Below are 18956 nucleotides of genomic sequence, written 5' to 3' on the forward strand. Positions count from 1 at the left end.
GTGCTCAGTCTTCCAACAACATCTGCAGGATGCTCATCAGCACTTCAGGCCGGATCAGCTTCGGCGGCGTGCCGTTCAACGCAGGATCCTGCGTCGCCTTCGCGATGTCGCTCAGGCCGGCGTTGCTCTGCACGGGCGGTTGAGTGGCCGACGTGCTGGAGGTCACCTTGCTGGACTGCAGCCGGCCGAGGAACCACTTGTCGCCGCTGATGAAGCGCTCCGTGCCGTCGTCCACGCTCAGATAGGTGTTCTTCGTGGTCTTCGTCACCATCTGGTCCCGCCCGGCCGGACCTCCCACGCCGTAGCCGGTGGTCGTGATCGTTGCGTTGCTGACATCGCCATAGACCGTCATCGCCGTGTTGACGGTGTCGGTCTTGCTGATCAGCAGCGACCGCGTCGTCAGGTCCCACTTCCGTTCGACAGAACGAACCTGGTACGGCCGCTTCACCAACGACGTGCTCGCACACGGCTGGTCCATCGTGGCCACACCGGCATTGGCCTGCGCCTGCACATCGCAGTAGGTGTAGTTCGTCATGCCGATGATGTCGGCGGACCAGGCGCTGCCCGACTTGCTGTCGCCCTCGAAGCACTCGCTGTGGACGTTCGGGCCACTGCCCGACGACGTGCCGGAGCCCACCGACAACGGACGCTGCCGCGGCGAACCGGGGCGGGTGTTGCGGCTGTCGTCCACGTCGATCGGCTTCAGCACGTTCGGCGTCCAGCTGCTCAGGTAGCGCGTGAAACTGCACTTCGGCATGCCGACGAACTGCTTGCGCTGCGTGCCGTCCTGCGAGTTGGCCGACCCGTTGAGCGGCTGCAGGTACTCGGTGGTGCTGGCCATCATGCCGCCGCTCGCGTAGGGGAAGTATTTGGTGACGGCCTCCAGCCCGAGGCTGCCGCCGCCGGACAGGTCGGACTTCATGCCGACATACGCGAAGGCGGTGGTCACCTGCAGGCCGCTTGCGTCGGGCACTCGGGTGCCGCTGGCTTGCTGCGTGCGGGACACCAGCCATTGCGCTGGGTGAAGGTGCAAGGTGGGCCAGGTATGGGCCCCCACCAGGTCGGCTGCAGCCTGCGGGTCCGTTACGCCGCTCAGGTCGAACGCGGGGCGCGTGTCGGCATACACGGCAGCACCGACGCTGGTGCTCCCCTGACCCACCGCGATGCCATCGCTGGCCACGCCGGTCGAGGCGTACGTGATGGCCGTGCCCACCCCGGACACGTTCGCCACGGAGGTCATCATGTCGGGCGGTATGCCGTTCCGGTACCACAGCGTGTTGCTGCTGCCGTCCTGCACGCGCAAGAAGCCCGTAGACCCCAGACCCAGAAAGTCTCCAGCGTAGAAGAACGCTCCGCCGGTCATCATCTCCGGCAGGTTCGCAGCCCCGCGGCTTGTCGAGGACACGCCCGGGACCGAGCTGTCTGTCTTGCCTGCATCGGTGCCAGACAGGCTCGTGTAGAAAGCAAGCTCGTGTCGATCGTTGTCGCCGATCCAGACCATGTAATCGGTCTGGCCGTCGCCGTTGATGTCCATCGGCACCGAGCCGCTGCCGCCGCTGCCAAAGGCGAAGTGACGCGGTGCACCGCTGTGTGGCGTGTGCAAATCGCCTTGCGTCCAGTRGTCGACGCGACCCATCGCGTACGGGCCGGCCAGTGGCCTGTTGTCGAGCGCGAAATTCCCGTCGCCCTGGTTGATGTACAGCTGCGCTTCGTAGGGGTTCGCCGCAACATTCACGGCCGTCTTGCCCGTCACGCCGTCGGGAATCGGGCTCGGGATGGTGCGCGACGCCGTCGGGTCCATCAGGATGACATCGCTCTTGCCGTCGCCGTTCGCATCAACGATCAGCATGCGCGGACTCCCCGGCGCTGTGCCGACGGTACCCGTCAGCTCCTGGAAGTTGCCGCTTCCGTCCTGCATCCATCGGCTGCCGAGAAACAGCAGATCCAGCCTGCCGTCGCCGTTGACGTCGAGCACCTCGCCGTACGACATGCCGCCCACCCCCTTGACCGTGCCGGTGCGGTGCGGCGTAGCCATCGTGACGGTCTGCTTCAGCTCGAACTGGCCGTTGCCGCGCCCCACGTAGTAGCGCATGGTCTGGAAGCTCGGCGTCAAGGTCGGCACCTGCGGGCAGGAAGCCCAGCCGGGCCCGGCCGACGTCTGCAGCACGTCCATCGTGATCAGGTCGAGCCGGCCGTCGCCGTCGAAGTCCTGCCAGTACGCATCCTTCGCATACGACTGGTGCCAGATGTCGGGTGGTTCGTCCACGGGGGGCACGTTGCCGGAGGCCTTGTCCTGGCAGACGTAGCCAAAGGCCGTGCCGGCGGCGGCGAACAATGGCCCCTGCACGCCGGCGGCCGGGTTGGGCAGGTTGACGAACTGCCCGTAGGTGGCTGTCACGGTCGGGTCGTTGTCCGAGACGGACAGCCACATGCGCAGCTTGGCCGGACACCACGAGGTGTTGCCCGACTTGCACAGCCGGACCAGGTCGGCGCGGCCATCGCCGTTGATGTCGGTGACCATCACGTCGACCGTGTCGTTCTCGGCGTTGCCGTCGAACCGGCCTCCCAGCCGGATACGACCCACCTCACCGATGTCCGGCACCTTGTTGAACTTGCCAGGCACCTTCGCGTCGGCCAGCCAGAGTTCGTTCAGGTAGTAGCTGCCGGAGGGCTGGGCGGTGCAGACATCGTTCACGCAGACCATCTGCATGACGGGCGCGCCAGCATCCTTGCGCCACCACAGGATGTCGGTCTTGCCGTCGCCGTTGAAGTCGCCGGTGAGGGCGCCGCGGCTGCCATCGGCGCTGGACAGCGGCAAGCCACCGAGGTTGAACGCCGTCGACGCGGCATAGCCGCTGAGCGGGCTGTACGTGAACCGCGTGGCCGGCATGCAGGTCAGTTGAGCGTTGCCGGCGCACTCCTTGATGCTGGTCGCCAACTGGCGGGCCGATGCGTCCGAGGTCGTGTAGACCAGCTGATAGTTGCGTACGGCGGTGCCGCTGGCCGTCCACACGCCCACCGATGACAGCAGGCGCGTGCTGACCACCTTGGCACCGAGGTGGAAGGCTTCTGCCTTGTCCGAGCGCTCGATGTAGTTGAACTGAACCTTGTGCCGTGCCGTGCACGCCTGGTTCACGCCGTAGTTGCAGCCGTAGTAGACCGCCTGCAGGTTCCATTCGCCACCGGCGGTCGCCGTGCCGTTCGGCCCGGTTCCCCAGGTGCGCACGGTGTTGTCGTACTGGAACTCGATGGCATTGCCGGCCGAATCGGTCACCGTCTTCAGCAGCCACGCCGTGGCCACACCCGCCTTTGCACCGCCGACTGCCTTGACGACGCCATCGCTCGTCGGCGCCGTGCCGACCGTGACCAGGCCATAGACCTGCGTCAGGCCGGCCTTGGTCTGAACCGTGAAGGTGCCCGGGCCTGCAGAGGCGCCGATGGAGGTTGATGCAAAGCCGCTGGCACGAATGCGCGAGAAACCGTCGTTCTCGGTCCGGTACTCCACCGCCCCGGTTGCCACACCGAGCGACGGTTGGCTCTGGTCGGCAGCCGGTTCGCCGACGAACGAGCCGCTGCCCTTCACGACCTTGACGAGCCGCTGCCCATCGAGGCACAGGTTGTCGTCCGGAACATAGGCCACCGGGACGATGCGCGGCTTGTACGACGCGCCGACCGGCACCGGCTCGATCTTCGGACAGCGGGTGATCTGCGACAGGCCCTGCACCGACCAGCCGACTCCCATCGGCCCGTTCATGCCGCCGCTGTTGTAGACCAGGCTCAGCTTCGGCTCCATCCCCGCTACACCGGGCGGCACGACGATCGGGTAGCTGAAAACGGCTTGCCCGCTCTCGCTGACGACCAGCCCTTGCGCCGATGCGCTCAGCGCCACTGCGGACATCACCATCGCCAGCATGCGCGGCGCGGCACTTGCAAACCTGGCCAGCCGGGCATCTGCCCGCGAGAAGAAGGACACGTTCATGGGTTGGTTCTGTCGTTCAGGCCGAATAGATGAACTTCACCAGGCATCCGGCATTGCTGCCGAACATGCGCACCGTCGAGTCGCTGAGCTTGGATGCCAGCAGCAGCGCATAGATGGCCTTGTTGTTGGCTTGCACCGTGGCCTGGTCCGTGGCGGTGATGTGCGCACCCGAGATCTCCCAGTCGCAGGCCGCCTCCGCAAAAGCCGGCAAGGCAAGGGCATACATCGTGAGGAACGCAAGCAGTTTCTTCATGGTCTTCATGGCGGTCAGGGGTTGCGACGCAGCGCGTCGGCATCAGCAAGATCGAACGAATTGAAATGGGTGGGCCACGCCCTACGGACGCTGATCCTGATCCTCATGAGATCCCTCCATCGAGCGCTCGTGGGCGCATCTTCATGTCGTGTGCGACCGTGTGATCGCCGCGCACAGGTTAGCTGAGCCGGCCCGCATCCCGCAAGCGCTCGGCCTCGGCCAAGGGCATCTGTCCTCATCAATATTCATGACGTGCCGTGCGGCCGGAACTTCCCGCTCTTCCCGACGCCGGCTCGATACGATTACCGCTCCAGCGTGGCCCCGAACAGACTGCAGCGCCCGCTGAACGCCGTTACGGCTGGGTTGTCCGTGATGTGCAGAGTCACAGGTTTCTGCGCGAGCACCGCCATCGACAGCAGGCTGAACAAGCGCTTGTCGGCGTCGACGCTGCGCAGCGTGGTGATGTAGGTCGGGCTGCACGACATGCCCGCCGGAACCGTGAAGCCGCCTGCAACCTGAATCTCGAAATTGCCGGCCTGGTGGCCGACCGCATTGGCCTGGATCACACCGACCGACTGCAGGTAGACACCGGTGAGATAGGCTTCGGTGGCACAGGCATTCAAGGCGCATGACGAGATGGCGCTCAAAAGCAAGGCCTGCAACGTGATCCGTCGCAAGGACAACGGCAGACGCAACATTGCCGGCGCATTGCAGGCGCCGATGTTCAAGATCTTCATGGTGTCCTCCCGATTCGGCGCTCGTCGGCGCCATTGGCTGCTTTGTGCGATCTGTGTCGCGGAGCGTGTACGTTAACTGAAGCCCGCGCTCTCGTGCAAGCTTCAACCGCTCGCAAGAACGTGCGTTCTCATCAATATTCAGTACGTCTTGTACGGCAGGAACTTCCCGCTCATCACGATGCTGACCCGATCCCCCGCCGGGTTCGGCTCGCGCTGCAGGTCCATCCTGAAATCGATCGCACTCATGATCCCGTCGCCGAACTCTTCGTGGATCAATTCCTTGAAGGTCGTGCCGTACACGCTGACCAATTCGTAGAAGCGATAGATCAGCGGATCGGTCGGCACCGCGGTCGGCAGCGACCCCTTGTACGGCACCACGCACAGCCACTTCTGCTCGGCATCGCTCAACCCGAAGATCTCGCCGAGCACGCCGGCCTGCTGCGGCGTCAGCGTCATCTGGCCGAGGCAGGCAGCCGTCGTCCACTCCTTGCTCTGGCCGACCTTGGCAGCCACGTCGGACCACTTCAATCCCTTGGCGACCTTGGTCGCGATGATCTTCTCGGTGACATCGAGGCGGCTCATGGCATTGCTCCTGTGGACGGTGCAGCTCTCGTAGCAACGATCGTGCTAGCCTGCCGCGCACCATGTCGATGCTGCTCACGACACAGTCCTTCGAGGAAACCGGCAGTGCGCTCATCCCCGCCATGCTGGCGCCGGACGACTGCGACCGCATCGCAGACCTCGTCCAGGCCCTGGGCGCCGCCAGCGCAGGCACGCGCAGCCTGCTCGCTCAGCCCTGGTGCGCCGCCCTCGCCCGCCGGCTGCGGCAGCACCCGGTGCTGTCCGGATGGATGCCGGCCGGCGGCGTCGCCGTGCAGTGCACCTTCTTCGAGAAATCCGCGGCCATCAACTAGCTGGTTCCGGCCCACCAGGATCTCGGCATCCCGGTGGCCGAGCGCGTCGATCACCCGGCCCTGCGCGCCTGGTCCGAGAAGGAAGGCTCGCTGTTCGTCCAGCCACCCGCCGACTTCCTCGCGCAGCTGATCGCCGTGCGCCTGCACCTCGATCCCTGCACGGCGCAGGACGGGCCGCTGCGCGTGATCCCCGGCACCCATCGCCGCGGGCACATCAACGACGAAGAGGCCATCGCGCTGCGCCGCCGGGGTCTCGAAGTCACCCTCTGCGCGGCAAAGGGAGATGCGCTCGTGATGCGCCCGTTGCTGCTGCACGCCTCGTCGAAGGCCACCGGTACCGGCCGCCGCCGGGTGCTGCACTTCCTGTTCGCCCCCGCAGATCCGCCGCACGGCTTGCGATGGCAACATGCGGTTCAACCATGACCGATCCGACCACCACCCCCGCTCCCTTCACCGTCAGCGACCCCGCCACGCTCGAAGCCCTGTTCGGCGCCGTCGGCGAGGCCTCGATCCGCAAGGAGGCGCCCTCGCTGCACCCGGTCTACCGCCGCTGGCTCGAAACCGCCCCGTTCGCGGTGCTCGCCACCAGCGGCCCGGACGGCCTCGACGCCTCGCCGCGCGGCGACCCGGCCCCGCTCGTCACCGTGCAGGACGAGCACACGCTGCTGCTGCCCGAGCGGCGCGGCAACAACCGCATCGACAGCCTGCGCAACATCCTCGCCGACCCGCGCGTCGCGCTGCTGTTCATGATCCCCGGCGTCGGCGAGACATTGCGCGTCAACGGCCGCGCCCGCATCAGCGTCGACCCGGCGCTGCTGCAGCGCCTCGCGATGGACGGCACGCCGCCGAAGTGCGTGATCGTCGTGCACATCGAGACCGTGCTGTTCCAGTGCGCCCGCGCGCTGCAGCGCTCGAAGCTGTGGGCGCCACCCGCGGAGGACGTGCGCAGCGCGGTGCCGTCAGCCGGCGCGATGCTGGCCGCGCTCACCGATGCGGCGATCGACGGCGAAGCCTACGACCGCGACCTGCCCGAGCGGCAGCGCACGACCCTGTATTGACGAAGTCCATCCGCACGGCACACCGGAGCACACCATGGCCTCGATCCGCAATGAAATCCAGATCAACGTCCCGGCCCGCGAGCTGTGGGATGCAGTGCGCGACATCGGCGCGCTGCACACCCGGCTGGTCCCCGGCTTCGTCACCGACTGCCGGCTCGAGGACGGGGGCGGCGCCCGCATCGTGACCTTCGCCAACGGCGCGGTGGCGCGCGAGCTGATCGTCACCCTCGACGACGGCACGCGCCGGCTGGTGTGGAGTGCCGTCGGCGGCCGGCTCACGCACCACAATGCCTCGGTCCAGGTGTTCGAGGACGGCGCCGACCGCTGCCGCCTCGTGTGGATCGCCGACCTGCTGCCCGACGCGATGGCCCCCGCGATCGCCGCGATGATCGGGCAGGGCCTGCAGGCGATGAAGAAGGCGCTGGAATCCGCCGCGGCCGCGGGCCACAATGCGCCCCTGCACGACCCGCCCGCCTGAAAGGAAGACCACGATGACCTTCGACCACATCGGCTTCAACGTCAGCGACTTCACCGCGATGCGCAGCTTCCTCGTCACCGCACTGGAACCGCTGGGCATCGGCATCACGAAGGAGGCCGAGGGCTGGGCKATGGTCGGCCGCGAGGGCAAGGGGCAGTTCTGGTTCGGCTCGTTCGGCGCCCCGCCGGGGCCGATCCACATCGCCTTCGCGGCGCAGGACCGCGAACAGGTGCGCCGCTTCCACGCCGCCGCGCTGGCCGCGGGCGCGAAGGACAACGGCGCCCCCGGCCTGCGGCCGCACTACCACCCGAACTACTACGGCGCGTTCGTGATCGGCCCGGACGGGCACAACTTCGAGGCCGTCTGCCACAGCCCGCAGGCGTAGCGCCTCGCGCGGCCGCGGCTCAGGCGACGAACCTGCAATTCGACGCCGGCGTGCGCGTGTCCATGTTGCGGCCGCGGTTCAGGTGGTCGTCGATCTCGGCGGCGCAGCCCAGCATGCGCGGGATCAGGAAGATCGTGAACGCCGCCGTCTCCAGATCGCGCTCGGCCAGCTCGCCGCGCCGCAGCCGCTTCCACAGCATCTTCAGCAGAAGCGACGCGATCACCGCATCGATGTTGACGCAGTAGACGTTGCGCGACACGCCGGCGTCGAACAGCGCCTGCACCAGCGCGCGGTAGTAGGCGTGGAACACGTTGTGCTCGCCGCGCTGCTCGAACAGCTGCGCGATGAAGACCTCGCGCGGGTCGTGGTTGACCGGTTTGTCCTTGAAGACCGGGTGGTTCACGCCCGGCAGTTTCGCGATGTCGGTGCTGCCGATGCTGCGGCGCTCGGCCTTGTAGCTCGCATAGCGCTGCGCGGTGCGCCACGCGAGCGCCGCCAGGTCGATGCCATGCTCCGGATCGGCCGGGTCGGCCAGCCGGGTGTCGCGGAACTGCTCGTTCAGGAACGCGATGCCCTCGTAGCCGTTGCCGCCATGCGTGTAGCCGGTGTGCGTCAGGAAGCCCATCAGCGCCTTGTTCAGCTGCACGCGCTGAGCGGCCTCCGGCCCGTCGGCCGACACCGCGCCCTTCGCCCCCTGGGCCGAGATCGCCCCCGGCCCGTTCGTCAGCAACAGCCCGAACAGCGTCTGGCAGACGAACAGGTCCTCGTCGACCGGCGGCAGCCCGATCAACGCGGCGAACGCGATCTCGGTCAGCGAGCGGCGGCCCAGCAGCTGCGCATCGTCGAAGCCGCAGAACTGCCCGGCCTGGTGGCGCGTGTCCGGCGCCGAGGCGCCGATCAGCGTGCCGAACAAGGCCATCCACCACGGCAGGCTCTCGGCCGTGAGGCGCGACACGCGCTTGGCCATCAGCGGCGTCCAGGCGAGCGTCGTCGTCGCAGCCGCGAGCACGGCATCGGCCGTCGGATGGCCCGGCAGCGCACGCAGCCAGCGCAGCAGCGCGGATTTCGCGCCGCGCGCATCGAGCGCGGCCAGCAGCGCCTGCGCGCGCGCATCCGGCGTGCCGGTGACGAGCCCTTCGCAGCCGAGGATGTCGACCTTGCCGAGGTCGAAACGCTCGTCCAGCGGATCCTTCAGGCCGGCGGCGGCGAAGCGGTCGATCAGCAGCCGGGCGGCCTCGCGTGCGCCCTGCTGGCCGCGCGGCCCGACGATCGCCACGGCGGCCGCCAGCACCGCGTTCGGCGCGTTGCCGGCCTCGCGTGCCGCCTGGGCCGCCGCCAGCATCGGCGTGCCGTGCAGGTTGACGTGCGCGGCGATCGCCGTCGCGACGAGCCGCCGGTCGTTCTCGTCGCCGGCCTCGTGCAGCAGCGCCAGCTTGACGAGCGATTCGAACGCCAGCGTCGCCGCCTGCAGCATCGAGACGCCGTGCAGGCTGCTGAGCTGCGTAAGCGCATCCATCTGCGAGGCGCCGGACGCATCCTTCATCGGTTGCCGCGGCACGATGCCGCCCACCTGCCGGTTCACCTGTTCGACCTGCGCGGCATACGGCGCGGCCGGCGCCACCACCTGCAGCGCGAGCGCCGGCGGCAGCGCCAGYCCGGCGTCGGACGCGAACCAGGGCTTCAGCACCAGGCTGCCCTCGGGCTCGAAGTCGGGCAGCGTCGCGTTGGCCCGCATCACCGCCAGCAGCGCGGCCGGGATGTGCGCGATGTTGGTGACCAGCGCGCCGCGGGCCGAGAAGCGCGGCTCCTCGGGCGTGAAGATGCCGTCGACGCCGAACTTGTCGAGGAACCAGCGCTCCTTCGCCAGCGCGTCGTCCTCGCAGCCGGCCATCGCGCCGGCATGGCCCACCGCGCGCGTCAGCCGGCGCTTCCAGCGGCCGACCACGCAGGCCACCACCGGCTTCGTGAACCGGGCGTCGAGCTCGTAGGTGCCGCCCGGCTCGCAGTACAGCACCGCGGCCTTGCTGCGTGCGTCGTTGGCCAGCGCGAACGCGAACTCGGGCGCGGCGTAGTGGATGTAGACGTCCTTGCCGCTGGAGACCACCGTGGTCGTTCCCCAGCCGCTCATGCGCAGGTACTGCGCGATGGTGGTGGAAAAACCACCGGAGTTCGAGAAGATCGCGATCGAGCCCGGCCGCAGCGTGTCGCCCGGCGCATCGCCGCCCAGCGCACCGCCGATGCGCACCCGGTTCCAGGCGTCGGCCACGCCCAGCCCGTTGGCGCCGAAGATGTCGACGCCGGCCTGCTGGCCCATCGCGCGGATCTCGCGCGCATCGTGCACCGGGATCTTCTCGGTGACGATGAAGATCTTCTTCAGCTGCGGGTTCACGCGGATCAGCTCGGCCACGCCGTCGCGCGCGGCCGCCGGCGGCAGGTAGACCACGCCGCAGTTGAAGCGGTGCCCGGCCTGCAGGCCGTCGCGCACGTTGTTGTAGACAGGGATGTCGCCGGACGCGGTGGCGAGCGCCTGGCCGCCCTTGCCCGGCGCGGTGCCGAACACCACGTTGCCGCCCGACCAGGCATGGCCGATCGGCGTCACCTCGCTCGATTCGGCACCGAGGATGTTGAGCACGCAGACGCGGTCGTCGCGCGTCGCGATCTGCGCCAGCGAGCTGGTGCCCACGAAGTACCTGAAATCGCCGACGCCTTGTTTCTGGAGCGGGTTCATCTGCATGGTGTTGCTCTCCTGGTGAGGGGTCTCATGCCGACTCCGGCAGGCCCAGCCCGGCCGCGAGCTGCGCGCGCCCGCCGGACTTCATCCACGCATCGGCCTGCTTCGCGTAGGCGATCACCTGGCTGATGTCGGAATCGAAGCCGAACATCCGGTACGGCAGCCCGAGCTGGTCGCAGGTGTCGCGCAGCACCGCCATGCCGCGCACCAGGTTCGGCCCGCCGCGTCCGAGCACGACGTACAGCGGCGTGGCGCCGTGCAGCCCGACGTGCTCGCGCAGCGCGTCGGCGATCGCGCGCAGCGTCTCGTGGATGTCGGTGTTGTTCGACTTGCCGCCGATGATGAACAGCACGTTGGCCTGCTTCAGCCAGTGCCGGAAGCAGATGCGCGCGACCTCTTTCATCTTCTCGTACGGCGGGTTGCCGCCGAAGTCGGACGAGATGATGGCCGCGTCGCCGAGCATCTCGGTCACCAGCGAATTGGCGCCGCCGCCGAAGGTGGGCGCGAGGATGGTGCCGCCGTCGTTGACGACGTAGACATCGCTCTGCCCCTGGTGCGTGCGCAGCTGGTTGATCTCTTGTTCGAAATCGGAGTGGTCGGCGGTGAACAGGTGCGCCGGCAGGCCGAGCCGCGCCCAGCGCGGATCATCGCGGTCGAAGCCGCACTTGAAATCGCAGGCCACCGGCACCAGCCGGCCCTTCGCATCCTCGCGCAGGCGGATCGGGTTCAGCTCGAGCGTCGTCATGCCGAAGTCGTGGAACAGGTCCCACAGCTTGGGCAACTGCTGCACCAGCGGCGAGATGATCTCGCGCGGCGCGCCGATCTCGCTGAGCGCGTTCGCGACGACGAAGGCCTTCAGGCCGGTCAGCGGGTCGAACGGGACGACGGCGATCTCGCGGCGCTCGACCTCCTCGATGTCGACGCCGCCGCGGTGCGTCAGCGTCATCGTCGGTGCCCGGAAGCGGGTCGAATCGGTGATCGAGAAATAGACCTCGTGCCGCGCCGGCACGCCGGCCTCGAAGGTGACGCCATTGGCCTTGGCGCGCTGCCCTCCCACCGCATGCTCGGCGAAATACAGCCGCTCCTTCTCGGCCAGCGCCGCGCGCAGGTCGCTCGCCCGCCCGAGCAGCCCGGCCTTGCCCTTCTGGCCGATGCCGCCCTTGAACATCGGTTTCACGAACACCTGCCCATGGCGATCGATCAGCGACTTGATCTCTTCCTCGCTCGCGCCGGGCCCGAGCACCTCGGTGGCGGGGAAACCGACGAACTGCAACAGGCGCGCTCCGTGGAACATGCCGGTGATCTGCATGGGGTGTCTCCTTGTCGCTGTCGTTGTGGGGTGTGCCGCAACGTGGCCGCGATGGTGCGCAGCCGGCCTGTCGAACCGCTGTCATCCGACGTTCATTCGGGCTATTCGACGCACAATGTCGCCCTTCCCGATCCACCCTGGAGAACGACGATGCCCCTGCCTGAAGCGCTGGAGAGCTTCATCGCGATGGTCGAACGCAATGCGCACGCCGAGGCCTGCGAGGCGTTCTACACCGAGCGTTCGACGATGCAGGAGAACCAGTCGCCGCCACGCATCGGCCGCGACGCGCACGTGGCGGGTGAGCACAAGGTCATGGCGCGTGCGCGGTCGGTGCGCTCGCAGTGCGTGCGACCGGTGCTGGTGAATGGCGACCACGTCGTGATCCGCTGGATCTTCGATTTCGAATGGCTCGACGGCAGCACGACGCACATGGAAGAGCTCGCCTGGCAGCGCTGGGAGGGCGAGCGCATCGCCGAGGAAACCTTCTTCTATGATCCGGCGCAACGCGTGCCGCGCCCCGCGCAGCCCTGAGAAGCCGTGAACGAATCCGGAGCATTCGATTGGCACTGACCTGGACCACCACCTGGCACGGCATCGGCTGGGATGAACTCGAGGCGCTGTACCGCGCCGCACCGCTGGGCACGAAGACGGCCGCGCTGCTGCAGACGGTGTTCACGAACAGCCGCTTCTGCTGCTTCGCGCGCGAGGCCGATGGCCGGCTGGTCGCCGCCGGGCGTGTGCTGTCCGATGGGGCCGACTGCGCCTATGTGTGCGACGTTGCCGTGCACCCGGACCAGCAGGGGCGCGGCGTGGGTGCCGAGGTGATGTCGCGGCTGCTGGCGATGTGCGCCGGGCACCGCAAGATCATCCTCTACGCCGTGCCCGGCAAGGAAGCGTTCTACCGCAAGTTCGGCTTCAAGCCGATGCGCACCGCGATGGCCGTCTTCGACGACGAGGTGGCCGCCTTCAGCAAGGGATTCATCGATGTCGAATGAGACTCCCGCCAACCCACCCAAGGAGCCCTGATGCGCACCGTCCTGTTCCTGACCGCCGGCCTGTTGCTGCTCGGCTCGATGCTGGTGCTGGCCCGCCTGTTCGTCGCCCACTACCCGGCCGCGGTGACCTGGGCCGGCGCCGGCTTCCTCGCGCTGTGGCTGCTGATCTGCGCCGTCAACATGTGGGTCGGCGTCGCGCGTGCGGGATATTCGGTCGGCGAGGAGCTGCCGATCCTGCTGCTCAACTTCGCCGTGCCGGCCGCGATCGGCGTGCTGCTGGCCTGGAAGCTTCGCTAGGAGGTCCTCGCGATGTGCCGCAACATCAAGACCCTGTTCAACTTCGAGCCGCCGGCCACCGAGCTGGAGATCCGCGACGCCTCGCTGCAGTTCGTGCGCAAGCTCAGCGGCTTCACGGTGCCGTCGAAGGCCAACGAAGCGGCGTTCGAGCGCGCGGTGGCCGAGGTCGCCGCGTCGGCGCGCGCGCTGATCGAATCGATGGTGACGAACGCCGAGCCGCGCGACCGCGACGTGGAAGCCGCGAAGGCCCGCGCCCGCAACTCCGCCCGCTTCGGCAATTGATCCGGCGCGCCTGACCCAGCGGCCGCCATGGATCCGGCTTCGCCGGGCCATCGGCGGCGCCCCCTTGAGGGGGAGGCGCGACAGCGCCTCGGGGGTGGGTCACAACCGGAGCATCTCCGCCATCTTCGCCAGCAGGTCGGGCTTCGAGAACGGCTTGTCCAGCCCCGCGCAGCGCGTCGCCTTCAGGAATTCGCTCGCATCGGGCGACAGCGTGTCRCCGGTGACGAACAGGAAGCGCTGCGCCAGTTCCGGCTGCCGCGCCGACGCGGCCCGCCACAGCGCCGCACCGTCCATGTCGGGCATGCGCAGGTCGGACACCACCGCATCGAAGCGCGCCGCATCCAGCAGCTCCAGCGCGACCGCGCCGGACAGCGCCGTCGCCACCGCATAGCCGGCACGCTCGAGCATGTCGCGCAGCAGCTCGGCCAGCTCGGGCTCGTCGTCGACCACCAGCACCTGCGCCAGCGCCGGCACCTCGGTGGGCGGCGGCACCGGTTCCTCGGGCACCGGTTCGGCCTCGCCGCTCAGCGGCAGGCTCAGGCGGAACGACGCGCCCTGCGCCGTCGACTCGAGCACCAGGTCGCCGCCATGCTCGCGCGCCACCGAGCGCGACACCGACAGCCCGAGCCCGGTGCCCAGCCCCTCCGGCTTGGTGGTGAAGAAGGTCTCGAACAGCCGCACGCGCACCTCGGGCGCCACGCCCGGGCCGGTGTCGACGACGCGCAGCCACACGCGCGGCTCGCGGTCGGTGCGGCGCTGCTCGACGCCGGTGCTGATGTGGATGCGCCGCTCGCCGGTCGTCAGCGACAGCGCCTGCTGCGCATTGACCATCAGGTTCAGCACGATCTGCGAGATCTGGTCGCCGTCGCCCATCACGCCCGGCAGCTGCGGCATCAGGTCGAGCTGCAGCGCGACGTTGTGGCTGCGGTAGGTGTAGCCCAGCAGGTCGGCCGACGCGCGCACCAGGTCGTTCAGCAGCACCACGCCGCGTTGCGACGGGCGGCTGCGCGCCATGTTCAGGAAGGTGCGCACGATGCGCCCGCAGCGCTCGGCGGCCTCGCGGATGCGCTGCACGTCGTGCTGCAGGTCGGGCCGGTCCTCGCATTTCTCCTCGAGCAGCGTGGCGCGCCCCATCACGATCGCGAGCGGGTTGTTCAGCTCGTGCGCGACGCCGGCCAGCAGGCTGCCCATCGMGGTGAGCCGCTCGCCCTGGCGCAGCGCCTCGCGCTGGCGCTCGATCTCGCGCGCGGCGTCGTGGCGCTCGGACACGTCGGCGATCGACGCGGTGTAGAACGCGGTGCCGCCGACATCGCTGCGCCACAGCACCATCTCGATCGGGAACTCGCTGCCGTCGGCGCGCAGCGCGTGCAGCTCCATGCGCTTGCCGAGCACGTGCGGCGGCCCGCCCGCCTGCATGCGGCGCAGGCCCGCCTCGTGCGCCGCGCGGTGGCGCTCGGGCACGATCACCTCGCTGACCGGCAGCCCGACCACGTCGGCGCGCCGGCGTCCGAAGATCGCCTCGGCCGACGGGTTGAACTCGACGATGCGGCCCTCGGCGTCGGTGGAGATCAGCGCGGCGAGCGCGTGGTCGACGATCGCCGACTTCAGCGCCTCGCTGGCGCGCAGCTGCTCCTGGCGCAGCGCGAGCTCCTCTTCGCCCTGGCGCAGGTCGGTGTGGTCGAGCCCGCAGACCACCACCGCCTGCACCGGCCCGCCGCCGGGCGTGTACGGCACCAGCACCTGCTCTCGGTAGCGGCGGCCCTGCTGCTGGTAGTGCACCCAGCCCTGCAGGTGCAGCGACTCGCCGGCGAACAGCCGCTCGAAGATCGGCACGAAGTTGCGGTAGACGCCGTCGTCGAGCACCTCGGACATGTGGTGGCCGATCACGCGCTCGGGCGGCAGGCCCATGAAGCGCAGGGCTTCGAGGTTGGCGTACAGGTAGCGCCCGTCGCGGCCGACCACCGCGACGCGGGTGTTGATGTGCTCCAGCAGCACGCCCATCAGCACCGGGTCGAGCATCGGCAGCGAAGGCGGCTCCGCCCCCCAGCGCGTCGTCGACCAGCGCAGCTCCCGCTGGTCGTGGCCGACGTCGCCGTTCCCGCTCATGCCGCCGGCGCCGCGAATCCCAAGACCACGCGCCGCGTCTGCGCCGACTTCTTCTCGATCTTCGTGACCACCACCGCCCCGATGTCGGCGGTGTTCGCGACATGCGTGCCGCCGCAGGGCTGCAGGTCGACGCCTTCGATCTCCAGCACCCGCACCCGGCCCAGGCCGCGCGGCGGCTGCACGCTCATGCTGCGCACCAGGCCGGGGTTGGCGTCCAGCTCGGCCTCGCTGATCCAGCGGTGGCGCACCGGGTGCGCGCCGGCCACCAGGCGGGCGAGGCCGGCGGTCAGCGCCTCCTTGTCGAGCGGGTCGGTCATGTGGAAATCGAGCCGGGCCGACTCGGCGGTGATCGAGCACCCGTCGACCGGGTGCGGCACCAGCGCGCACAGCAGGTGGGTGGCCGTGTGGAAGCGCATGTGGCGCTCGCGGCGCGCCCGGTCGATGCAGGCCGTCACCGGCTGGCCGGGCGCAAGGGTGGCGAGCAGCGCCTCCTGCCCGGGCGCCGGCACATGGACGATCTCGCCCGGTGCCGCGCCCTTGCGCGTGTCGGCGATCTGCAGCACGCGGCCGTCGGCCAGCCGCAGCTCGCCGCGGTCGCCGGCCTGCCCGCCGCCGAGCGGGTAGAACACGGTGCGGTCGAGTTGCACGCCGGTCTCGCCGAGCGCGATGATGCGCGCCTCGCAGTCGTCGAGCGCAGCGTCTTCGCGGAACAGTTCTTCGGTGGTCATCGCATGCATCCTGGCCGTGGTCGTGGCATCAAGCGGGGTCGGTGATGAAGCGGCGCAGCACGTCGAAGGCCTCGTTCGGCTTCTCGCGCCAGGCGCCGTGGCCGATGCCGGGGAACGAATGGAACTGCCGCCAGCGCGCAGGCAGCGCCGCGGCGATGTCCTGCGCGTCTTCGAGCGGGCACACCGGGTCGAGTTCGCCGGCCAGCACCAGCACCGGGCATTGCGCGGCGGCCAGCCCGGGCAGCAGGTTCATCTGACGTTGCTCGCCGCGGATGAAGGCCTGCAGGATCTCGGGGGCGGTGAAGCGCCAGGGCGCGCTCTCGACGCGGCCGACCAGGCTCGGGTTGTACAGCGGTTTGCAAACGCGCTGGTAGACGGCGTTGTTCTCGTCGCTCGGGTCGGCCCAGAAGCGCTCGGCCACGTCGCGCGCCTCGCGGCCGCCGAGCTGCTCGAACATCGCCAGCTTGCGCGGCATCGCCATGCTGCCGGCGGTGCTCGACAGGATCACCTTGGCCGCATGCCCCGGGTGGCGCGCGATGTAGCGCTGCGCGACGAAGCCGCCGAACGACTGGCCGAGCACGATCGGGCGCGCGATGCCGAGCGCATCGCACAGCCGCACCACGTCGTCGGCCCAGGTGTCCAGCGTCCACTCCGACGGCGGGCGGCGGTCGCTCATGCCGTGGCCGCGGTGGTCGTAGTAGACGATCTGGGCCAGGTCGGCCAGGCGGGAGAACAGGGGCTTGAAGGCGACGTGGTCGAAACCCGGGCCACCGTGCAGCAGCACGAGGTTGGGCTTTTCCCGCACACCGTTGCCGTCGGGGACGAGGCCGGGGCCTTCGACGTCCACGAACAGCCTCACACCGGGCTCGATCTGAATGCGCACGCGCTGGCCTTCGTTGTTCAACCAGGGGGCGATCTTGCCATGCCCGGCCCCAGGCGAAGGAAGGCTAGCCTCCGGCCAGCAGGCGTTGTCGTTTCTGGGTCTGGTCGATGTAGCGCTGCAGGGCGCGCGACACGTCGCTGGTCGGGTTGACGATCTCGCAGCCCAGGCGCACGCCGCGCGAATCGGGGTTGATCGAGGTCACGTGCTGCAGGCGCAGCGCGACGTGGATGCGCGTGTCGACGTCGAGGTCCATCTGCACGCCGTTGAGCACCACGCCGGGCGGCAGCGGCGGCACGTCGTCGGGCAGGAACAGCGCGCAGCCGCCGATGCTCACGTCGAGCACGCGCAGCGCAAGCGGCATCTCGTGGATGGCCGGGTGGCGCACCCGCGCCATCGGCGTGCTGCGCAGCAGCGGCCGCACGCGGAAGCCGCTGCGGCGCTGGAAACGGAACAGCTCGCGCGGCATCGCGCAGTTCAGCACCGCGTTGCGGCCGTTGTGCACCATCACCAGCCCGACCGCGTCGAACTGCAGCTTGATGCTGTCCAGGTAGGCGACCGCGACGGCATCCGCCGACTCGACCAGCGCCTGCACCTGGTTGTTCTCGCCTTCGGCACTGAAGCTGATCAGGCCGCGCACCGGGTCGATCGACCACAGCGTGGTGGTGTAGTTGGCACCGTCGCTGCCGTTCAGGTGGACGATCACGTTGCCGTCMTGCAGCCGCTTGAGCATCGCCAGCACCTCGGGCACGGCGGAGAGGCGGAAATCGTCCAGCCCGCCATGGGTGGCGGACAGCGCGTCCAGCGGCATCGGCATCGTGTCCAAGTTCGGCTCCGGTCGGCGGGACGGTCCGCCGCGATCAGTGAACGTCAGTGAACGGCTCAGTGAACGGTCTTCGGCTTGCCGGCGAGGATCGCGTCCAGGTCTTCCAGCCACGGCTCGGCCAGGTGGCGGATCTCGGCATCATTGACCAGGATGCGCTGCATGATGCGCGATTTCAACTGGGCTTCCTCGGAATCCAGCGGGCGCTGCGCGGCGGCGTGCTTGAGCTGCGAGATCAGCACGGCGCAGGCGCCTTCGAGCTTGACCACGTGGTCCCAGTTGCCGACGCGGGCAGCTTCGAGCATGTCCTGGCTGGCGCGCTCGATGGCTTCGTAGTAGTTCAGCAGGGCCTTGTTCATGGGGTGGTCTCCGTTGTCGTGCGACCGGTCGATCTGGTAGGGCTTCATGGTGTGGGCTCGGCGCTTCAGGCGGCGGTCTTGATGTCGATCTCGGCCCAGGCACTGCGCAGGGGCTCGATCAGTTGCACGCATTCGTCGAGGGCGGCCTCGTCGCTGTGCAGGTTGGCTTGCGTCAGGCGCAGGGCCATGTAGGCGTACAGGTCGTTCAGCTGGGCGGCGAGCGCGCCACCCTCCTTCAGGTTCAGGCCGGCCTTCAGGCCTTCATCGACGATGCGCACCGCGCGGCTGATGGCGCGGCCCTTCTCCTCGATCTTCTTGTTGCGGATGGCGCCGCGCGCCTGGGCGATGCAATCGATCAGCCCGTCGAACAGCATGGCGATCAGCTGGTGCGGCGATGCGCCGTCGACCCCGGTGCCGACCTGCACTGCCTGGTAGGCATTGCTGCGGCCGCCGAAGGGCGATGCGGAGTAGTCGGAACCGAACATGTTCTTGGCCTTGTGCGTGACTGGATGCACTGTTTATCGGCCCGCCCCGCGCGGCCTTTAGGCCGCACAAGTGGGGTGAAACAGGGTCCATTTCGCCCTCAAGTGTGAGGAGAAGTTGCAGCTGGCAGAAAGGCTTCACGCGAGCGCAGCGAAGCAC

General features: G+C 68.9%; 21 protein-coding genes. 9 read left to right on the top strand and 12 right to left on the bottom strand.

Features of this window, described 5'->3' with window-relative positions:
- Positions 1–4 precede the first annotated feature (4 nt).
- The 4 genes from AC1DXV_RS05480 to cynS all read right to left on the bottom strand — a co-directional run bounded on the left by AC1DXV_RS05480 (position 5) and on the right by cynS (position 5551).
- Entirely contained in the window at positions 5–3979 is a 3975-nt protein-coding gene (locus tag AC1DXV_RS05480; protein ID WP_477932785.1) for an FG-GAP-like repeat-containing protein, read from the bottom strand.
- Positions 3980–3995: 16 nt separating this feature from the next.
- On the bottom strand, positions 3996–4232 hold the full coding sequence (locus AC1DXV_RS05485; protein WP_477871547.1) for a hypothetical protein: 237 nt from the start codon (positions 4230–4232) through the stop codon (positions 3996–3998).
- Positions 4233–4534: 302 nt separating this feature from the next.
- Positions 4535–4969: a hypothetical protein gene (locus tag AC1DXV_RS05490; protein ID WP_477871549.1), complete on the bottom strand. Its 435-nt coding sequence runs from the start codon at positions 4967–4969 to the stop codon at positions 4535–4537.
- Positions 4970–5107: 138 nt separating this feature from the next.
- Positions 5108–5551 carry a cyanase gene (gene cynS, locus AC1DXV_RS05495; protein ID WP_477871550.1) on the bottom strand — a complete coding sequence of 148 codons (444 nt, stop codon included), beginning with the start codon at positions 5549–5551 and terminating at the stop codon, positions 5108–5110.
- Between the two features lie 62 nt (positions 5552–5613).
- On the opposite strand from cynS, the gene AC1DXV_RS05500 reads away from it, so the two are divergent.
- From AC1DXV_RS05500 to AC1DXV_RS05520, 5 genes are read left to right on the top strand one after another with little or no spacing between them, the layout of a single operon-like run.
- Positions 5614–5883 (top strand): hypothetical protein, encoded by a 270-nt coding sequence (locus AC1DXV_RS05500; protein ID WP_477871552.1) that lies wholly within the window; start codon positions 5614–5616, stop codon positions 5881–5883.
- Positions 5884–6306 carry a phytanoyl-CoA dioxygenase family protein gene (locus AC1DXV_RS05505; RefSeq protein ID WP_477871556.1) on the top strand — a complete coding sequence of 141 codons (423 nt, stop codon included), beginning with the start codon at positions 5884–5886 and terminating at the stop codon, positions 6304–6306.
- On the top strand, positions 6303–6941 hold the full coding sequence (locus AC1DXV_RS05510) for a pyridoxamine 5'-phosphate oxidase family protein (RefSeq protein WP_477932787.1): 639 nt from the start codon (positions 6303–6305) through the stop codon (positions 6939–6941). The genes AC1DXV_RS05505 and AC1DXV_RS05510 overlap by 4 nt, the downstream gene beginning before the upstream one ends.
- A 34-nt stretch (positions 6942–6975) precedes the next feature.
- The gene (locus AC1DXV_RS05515; RefSeq protein WP_477932789.1) at positions 6976–7419 is read left to right on the top strand and encodes an SRPBCC family protein; all 444 of its coding nucleotides are present in this window, start codon (positions 6976–6978) and stop codon (positions 7417–7419) included.
- A gap of 13 nt (positions 7420–7432) precedes the next feature.
- On the top strand, positions 7433–7804 hold the full coding sequence (locus AC1DXV_RS05520; protein WP_477873042.1) for a VOC family protein: 372 nt from the start codon (positions 7433–7435) through the stop codon (positions 7802–7804).
- 19 nt (positions 7805–7823) lie between these two features.
- Here the strand turns inward: AC1DXV_RS05520 and AC1DXV_RS05525 are convergent, their stop codons facing one another.
- Positions 7824–10538, bottom strand: coding sequence for a CoA-binding protein (locus AC1DXV_RS05525; protein WP_477932791.1), 2715 nt, complete (start codon positions 10536–10538; stop codon positions 7824–7826).
- 25 nt (positions 10539–10563) lie between these two features.
- Positions 10564–11844, bottom strand: a complete 1281-nt coding sequence (locus tag AC1DXV_RS05530; protein ID WP_477870172.1) for an ATP citrate lyase citrate-binding domain-containing protein — start codon at positions 11842–11844, stop codon at positions 10564–10566.
- 150 nt (positions 11845–11994) lie between these two features.
- Here AC1DXV_RS05530 and AC1DXV_RS05535 point away from each other — a divergent pair, with 150 nt between their 5' ends.
- From AC1DXV_RS05535 to AC1DXV_RS05550, 4 genes are read left to right on the top strand one after another with little or no spacing between them, the layout of a single operon-like run.
- Positions 11995–12375, top strand: a complete 381-nt coding sequence (locus AC1DXV_RS05535) for a nuclear transport factor 2 family protein (protein ID WP_477870174.1) — start codon at positions 11995–11997, stop codon at positions 12373–12375.
- A 29-nt stretch (positions 12376–12404) separates the two neighbouring features.
- A complete protein-coding gene (locus AC1DXV_RS05540) occupies positions 12405–12839 on the top strand; it encodes a GNAT family N-acetyltransferase (RefSeq protein WP_477870176.1) in 435 nt (144 codons plus the stop codon).
- 30 nt (positions 12840–12869) lie between these two features.
- Entirely contained in the window at positions 12870–13136 is a 267-nt protein-coding gene (locus AC1DXV_RS05545) for a hypothetical protein (protein WP_477870178.1), read from the top strand.
- A 12-nt stretch (positions 13137–13148) separates the two neighbouring features.
- Complete coding sequence (locus AC1DXV_RS05550; protein WP_477870180.1) at positions 13149–13418, top strand: DUF2277 domain-containing protein; 270 nt, start codon at positions 13149–13151, stop codon at positions 13416–13418.
- A 99-nt stretch (positions 13419–13517) separates the two neighbouring features.
- Here the strand turns inward: AC1DXV_RS05550 and AC1DXV_RS05555 are convergent, their stop codons facing one another.
- From AC1DXV_RS05555 to fliS, 6 genes are all read right to left on the bottom strand, one after another.
- Positions 13518–15524, bottom strand: a complete 2007-nt coding sequence (locus tag AC1DXV_RS05555; protein WP_477932793.1) for a hybrid sensor histidine kinase/response regulator — start codon at positions 15522–15524, stop codon at positions 13518–13520.
- A complete protein-coding gene (locus AC1DXV_RS05560) occupies positions 15521–16252 on the bottom strand; it encodes an alanyl-tRNA editing protein (protein WP_477932795.1) in 732 nt (243 codons plus the stop codon). The genes AC1DXV_RS05555 and AC1DXV_RS05560 overlap by 4 nt, the downstream gene beginning before the upstream one ends.
- A 28-nt stretch (positions 16253–16280) precedes the next feature.
- Positions 16281–17135, bottom strand: coding sequence for an alpha/beta fold hydrolase (locus AC1DXV_RS05565; RefSeq protein ID WP_477869796.1), 855 nt, complete (start codon positions 17133–17135; stop codon positions 16281–16283).
- A 64-nt stretch (positions 17136–17199) separates the two neighbouring features.
- Positions 17200–17949, bottom strand: coding sequence for a flagellar brake protein (locus tag AC1DXV_RS05570; protein ID WP_477932805.1), 750 nt, complete (start codon positions 17947–17949; stop codon positions 17200–17202).
- A gap of 65 nt (positions 17950–18014) precedes the next feature.
- On the bottom strand, positions 18015–18314 hold the full coding sequence (locus AC1DXV_RS05575) for a flagellar protein FliT (RefSeq protein ID WP_047510193.1): 300 nt from the start codon (positions 18312–18314) through the stop codon (positions 18015–18017).
- A gap of 65 nt (positions 18315–18379) precedes the next feature.
- A complete protein-coding gene (fliS, locus tag AC1DXV_RS05580) occupies positions 18380–18799 on the bottom strand; it encodes a flagellar export chaperone FliS (RefSeq protein WP_477869794.1) in 420 nt (139 codons plus the stop codon).
- Positions 18800–18956 lie beyond the last annotated feature (157 nt).

It is taken from the genome of Rhizobacter sp. P3_C12, from assembly GCF_056402735.1.

Coding starts and splice junctions, on each gene's coding strand:
- AC1DXV_RS05550 (WP_477870180.1), top strand. CDS start 13,149: ATGTGCCGCAACATCAAGACCCTGTTCAACTTCGAGCCGCCGGCCACC.
- AC1DXV_RS05510 (WP_477932787.1), top strand. CDS start 6,303: ATGACCGATCCGACCACCACCCCCGCTCCCTTCACCGTCAGCGACCCC.
- AC1DXV_RS05575 (WP_047510193.1), bottom strand. CDS start 18,314: ATGAACAAGGCCCTGCTGAACTACTACGAAGCCATCGAGCGCGCCAGC.
- fliS (WP_477869794.1), bottom strand. CDS start 18,799: ATGTTCGGTTCCGACTACTCCGCATCGCCCTTCGGCGGCCGCAGCAAT.
- AC1DXV_RS05560 (WP_477932795.1), bottom strand. CDS start 16,252: ATGACCACCGAAGAACTGTTCCGCGAAGACGCTGCGCTCGACGACTGC.
- AC1DXV_RS05535 (WP_477870174.1), top strand. CDS start 11,995: ATGCCCCTGCCTGAAGCGCTGGAGAGCTTCATCGCGATGGTCGAACGC.
- AC1DXV_RS05545 (WP_477870178.1), top strand. CDS start 12,870: ATGCGCACCGTCCTGTTCCTGACCGCCGGCCTGTTGCTGCTCGGCTCG.
- AC1DXV_RS05500 (WP_477871552.1), top strand. CDS start 5,614: ATGTCGATGCTGCTCACGACACAGTCCTTCGAGGAAACCGGCAGTGCG.
- AC1DXV_RS05490 (WP_477871549.1), bottom strand. CDS start 4,969: ATGAAGATCTTGAACATCGGCGCCTGCAATGCGCCGGCAATGTTGCGT.
- AC1DXV_RS05530 (WP_477870172.1), bottom strand. CDS start 11,844: ATGCAGATCACCGGCATGTTCCACGGAGCGCGCCTGTTGCAGTTCGTC.
- AC1DXV_RS05515 (WP_477932789.1), top strand. CDS start 6,976: ATGGCCTCGATCCGCAATGAAATCCAGATCAACGTCCCGGCCCGCGAG.
- AC1DXV_RS05485 (WP_477871547.1), bottom strand. CDS start 4,232: ATGAAGAAACTGCTTGCGTTCCTCACGATGTATGCCCTTGCCTTGCCG.
- cynS (WP_477871550.1), bottom strand. CDS start 5,551: ATGAGCCGCCTCGATGTCACCGAGAAGATCATCGCGACCAAGGTCGCC.